Origin of the sequence: Dolichospermum sp. LEGE 00246 (assembly GCF_015207865.1) — a bacterium.
Lineage (GTDB): Bacteria > Cyanobacteriota > Cyanobacteriia > Cyanobacteriales > Nostocaceae > Dolichospermum > Dolichospermum heterosporum.
Genome location: NZ_JADEWA010000516.1, coordinates 1 through 3,702, shown reverse-complemented (window position 1 = coordinate 3,702; position 3,702 = coordinate 1). Strand labels below are relative to the sequence as shown.

Below are 3,702 nucleotides of genomic sequence, written 5' to 3'. Positions count from 1 at the left end.
GATTTATTTTGTTTGAATTGTGGTGGAACAGAAATAAACCTTCAGGTTTATAAAAATGGAAATAAATTTAACTACACAGCAACTTGTAAATCACAAAAATGTGGACATCAAACACACATAAACTATTGCTGGAATTGTTCAACAAAATTATTTAAACATGGCTATTATTGGGACTATCATAAAACATCTGTTTGGAGTAGCTTTGATATTCATTGTCCCAATTGCGGTATGGCATTTGCAGATAAACCGTGAAATTTGCAGATGAACTGATTTTTGACATCTGACGCACCGTAGTAATTGCTGTGTTTTAAGCCACAGAAAAATCTGTAAACTGCCGATATTCAGGACGAATAAACCCTAAAATAATATCATCCTTTCCTACTCCTAATTCCAATAATTCCCCAGTTATTCCTTTTTCTGTACCATCCCATTCAATGCAGATTTTCCCATCAATAATTCGCAAATGAAACACCACTGCATGAACTCTACCTGTTCTATCCCAACCTGTATCCATTAACAAATAATTATCAGATTCTTGATCACAAATACATAAAGCCTCAATTTTTCCATGACTAGGTTTATACTTAGCGTGATTTCCAACAATACTAATTATAATTCTTCTGTATTTTTCTAACTTATCCATTGTACAATTACCTCCTGAATTGGATCGAAAATAATGTAATTAATCTGCTGTTGATCACTTAAAATATCTTGAATAGCTGGTTTAAGAAAAAAGTCTTGATAAGCAGCTTCAGGAATCGCTAAATATAATTTACGTTCTGGATTGATTCTTTTAATTAAACTAACATAAATATTATATTGTCCTAATGTTTTTTCTAATTCTGTAATTAAAGAAGGGCTATTAAAAACTTTTATTTCAATTACAATCTTTTGCTGCATCTTCTGGGCAGCAAATAATTTTTCTGCTCCTAAATCAGCATATAAACGCAAGCCTTTGTATTCTAGTATAAAGGGGTCATCGGTAATTACCCATCCATCTTTGGTTAGAGCATTTTTAACTTGATTGTGATATAAATCGTACTGTGGCATTACTAAATCAAAAATATTAACTTTAGCTTAACAAAAACCACCTTCATCACCCACACCTGTCAGCAAACCTTTATCATCTAACACCTTGCTGAGAGTGGCAAATACTTCCGCACCCCAACGCAAAGCTTCTTTAAAAGAAGGCGCACCGATGGGGACAATCATAAACTCTTGAAAATCAACGTTATTGGATGCGTGCGCCCCACCGTTGATCACATTCATCAAGAGTACAGGAAGCAAATTCGCCAAAAGTCCACCCAAATAGCGATAGAGAGGAATATCCAAAGCTACTGCACCTGCTTTGGCTGCTGCTAAAGAAATACCTCAAATGTGCCTGTGGAAGCACCGCTAGGAACTTGCGCGAGTCCCACTGCACCACCAGCTAAATGTACTTCTGCTTCTAGGGTAGGTCTTCCCCGTGAGTCAAGGATTTCGCGGGAGATAATGGCTTCAATAGCGGTGTCTAGGTATTTTGTCATTCGTGGTTTGTCCTTGATTTTGAGTATGTCGTCAGGGTTTAACCTTTACAGTTTACTAATAACCCAATCGCTAGTTTATGTGTTTCTGGGGGAAAATCGCCTGACATTAAAGAAGATTTCCAATCGTGACGGGTGATAATGCTCGCTGAGTATGGAAGGAAACATGGAATTTATCTGAATCAGGATGTCCAGGATTAAAGGATGTACAGGATTATCTATTGATAATTTATTTTGTCTGATAGTGTAGCCATATCAGACATATATTTCTAAATCTGCTTGTGTTACAATTTACTCATCGCAGTAGAATTTATGAGTAAGATAAAAAAGTGTATAATGATTTAAGTTACCCTGCAAATTTATACATTCTTGGAAAGAGAAGGAAAGAAATTAAATGACAGCAGTAATTACTAATCATATTGAAATTACACCAGGGATATGCGGTGGTAAACCTCGCATTGCTGGACATCGAATTAAAGTGCAAAATATCGTTATTTGGTATGAACGCATGGGAATGTCACCAGATGAAATGGTCTATCATTATCCCAGTATTACTTTAGCGGAGGTTCATGCAGCATTGGCTTATTATTATGATCATCTAGAAGAAATTAGAAAAGATATAGAAGAAGATGAAATATTTGCTAAAGAGATGAAATCTCAAACGCCTTCTTTAGTACAGCAAAAACTTCAAAAAGGTCATGGTTAGAGAAATTAAATTTCATTTAGATGAAAATGTCAGTAATGCGATCGCTGGTGGACTTCGTAAAAGAGGAATTGATGTAACGACAACTCCAGAACAAGGACTTATTGCGGTATCTGATGAGTTGCAATTAGAATTTTCGGTATCTCAAGGAAGAGTTATATTTACTCAGGATACGGATTTTTTGAGATTACATCAAGTCAATACAAATCACTTGGGAATTGTTTATTGTCCTCAGTAAATAAAATCTATTGGACAGATTATTCAGGGTTTAGTATTAATTTGGGAGTTGCTATCACCTGAAGAGATGTTTGGGAGAATTGAATATTTATGAATGAAGAAAGCGATCGCTCTTTTGAAGTGAATGTGGCTAGAGGCTAGAGGGCGATCGCTATATGGCAATATTCAATATTGAGCTAACCGTTACTGAAGAGAATCTTAATCTTTTAGCCCTTTTGATTTAGAGTGGTGACTAAACATGGAATTTGTCTGAATCGGGATTTACAGGATTAAAGGATGTACAGGATTATTTATACTGCTTGACTGTTTCTGAATCAGGATGCTCAGGATTAAAGGATGTACAGGATTATTTATACTGCTTGACTGTTTCTGAAGAAATTAGTTGCTATTTTTAATATTTAGGTACAAAATCCTGACAATCCTCAAATCCTGGATATCCTGATTCAGACAGATATTTCTACATTTTTGTATGTTATAATTTTCAGAAAATAGCAAAGATTATTTATGAATACAGTAGAAATTCGTCAACAAATTCAAGAATATGTTGATAAACTGTCACCAGAAAGATTATTAGTGGCTGTTGATTTTTTGGCGTATTTGGCAGATAGACAAGATAATGATGCTACTGAAGAGTTATTGAAAATTCAAGGATTTAAAGAAGATTTTGCTAAAGCGAAAGAAAATGTTAAAGAAGGTAAGGTAATTTCTGTTGAGCAACTTAAACGAAAATATTAACTATACGGTTGTTATTGGCATTGATGCTCAAGATTTTTTTGAATCTGCTTCTGCTACTTTACAAAAGAAGTTAGACAGATGTTTTGAAATTTTAAAGATTGAGCCGCGTAATTATCCTAATATAAAAGCACTGAAAGGTGAATTCTCAGGTTATTATCGTTATCGAGTGGGTGACTATCGAGTGATTTATGAAATTGATGATAATTCAAAACTGGTAACTATTTTGCTGATTGCACATCGAAGTAGAGTTTATGAGTAGCTGCAATAAATATTCGTCCCTTCCCACCTTAACTTATCTCATTTGTAAATACTCTTTAAATACAGCAGATAAATTAAATAAAACTTTTTCTTGGACAACTGTTTTCAGTAAATATCGTTGTTTTAAAGATTGTAAGCCATTAATCAATTGCATTGATGATAAGTCTAAGTTTTGTTTTATATCTTCTCTCGATGCAGGTTGATTAAATTTACTTAATGCTAGAACAATTTGCTGTTCTATAGATG

Annotated in this window: 7 protein-coding genes and 2 pseudogenes; 5 read left to right on the top strand and 4 right to left on the bottom strand. The window is 34.2% G+C overall.

Going from position 1 to position 3,702, the window contains the following annotated elements; translation table 11 throughout:
* On the top strand, nucleotides 1-252 hold a 252-nt coding region (locus tag IQ228_RS26910; protein WP_228044037.1), incomplete at its 5' end, for a hypothetical protein.
* 55 nt (nucleotides 253-307) lie between these two features.
* Here IQ228_RS26910 and IQ228_RS23210 read toward each other — a convergent pair.
* The 3 genes and pseudogenes from IQ228_RS23210 to eno all read right to left on the bottom strand — a co-directional run.
* Entirely contained in the window at nucleotides 308-643 is a 336-nt protein-coding gene (locus IQ228_RS23210; protein WP_027400757.1) for a XisI protein, read from the bottom strand.
* On the bottom strand, nucleotides 631-1,050 hold the full coding sequence (locus tag IQ228_RS23205) for an element excision factor XisH family protein (RefSeq protein WP_027400758.1): 420 nt from the start codon (nucleotides 1,048-1,050) through the stop codon (nucleotides 631-633). Before IQ228_RS23205 ends, IQ228_RS23210 begins: the two co-directional genes overlap by 13 nt.
* A 33-nt stretch (nucleotides 1,051-1,083) precedes the next feature.
* A pseudogene (gene eno / locus IQ228_RS23200) lies at nucleotides 1,084-1,526 on the bottom strand (phosphopyruvate hydratase); the annotation flags it as partial.
* Between the two features lie 391 nt (nucleotides 1,527-1,917).
* Between eno and IQ228_RS23195 the strand changes: the two are divergent.
* The 4 genes from IQ228_RS23195 to IQ228_RS23180 all read left to right on the top strand — a co-directional run bounded on the left by IQ228_RS23195 (nucleotide 1,918) and on the right by IQ228_RS23180 (nucleotide 3,457).
* Nucleotides 1,918-2,229 carry a DUF433 domain-containing protein gene (locus IQ228_RS23195; protein ID WP_027400760.1) on the top strand — a complete coding sequence of 104 codons (312 nt, stop codon included), beginning with the start codon at nucleotides 1,918-1,920 and terminating at the stop codon, nucleotides 2,227-2,229.
* Complete coding sequence (locus IQ228_RS23190) at nucleotides 2,222-2,464, top strand: DUF5615 family PIN-like protein (protein WP_228044036.1); 243 nt, start codon at nucleotides 2,222-2,224, stop codon at nucleotides 2,462-2,464. The genes IQ228_RS23195 and IQ228_RS23190 overlap by 8 nt, the downstream gene beginning before the upstream one ends.
* A gap of 503 nt (nucleotides 2,465-2,967) precedes the next feature.
* Nucleotides 2,968-3,198, top strand: a complete 231-nt coding sequence (locus IQ228_RS23185) for a hypothetical protein (RefSeq protein ID WP_027400762.1) — start codon at nucleotides 2,968-2,970, stop codon at nucleotides 3,196-3,198.
* Nucleotides 3,173-3,457, top strand: coding sequence for a type II toxin-antitoxin system RelE/ParE family toxin (locus IQ228_RS23180; RefSeq protein ID WP_027400763.1), 285 nt, complete (start codon nucleotides 3,173-3,175; stop codon nucleotides 3,455-3,457). The genes IQ228_RS23185 and IQ228_RS23180 overlap by 26 nt, the downstream gene beginning before the upstream one ends.
* A 33-nt stretch (nucleotides 3,458-3,490) precedes the next feature.
* Here IQ228_RS23180 and IQ228_RS23175 read toward each other — a convergent pair.
* Nucleotides 3,491-3,702, bottom strand: a pseudogene (locus IQ228_RS23175) (ATP-binding protein); the annotation flags it as partial.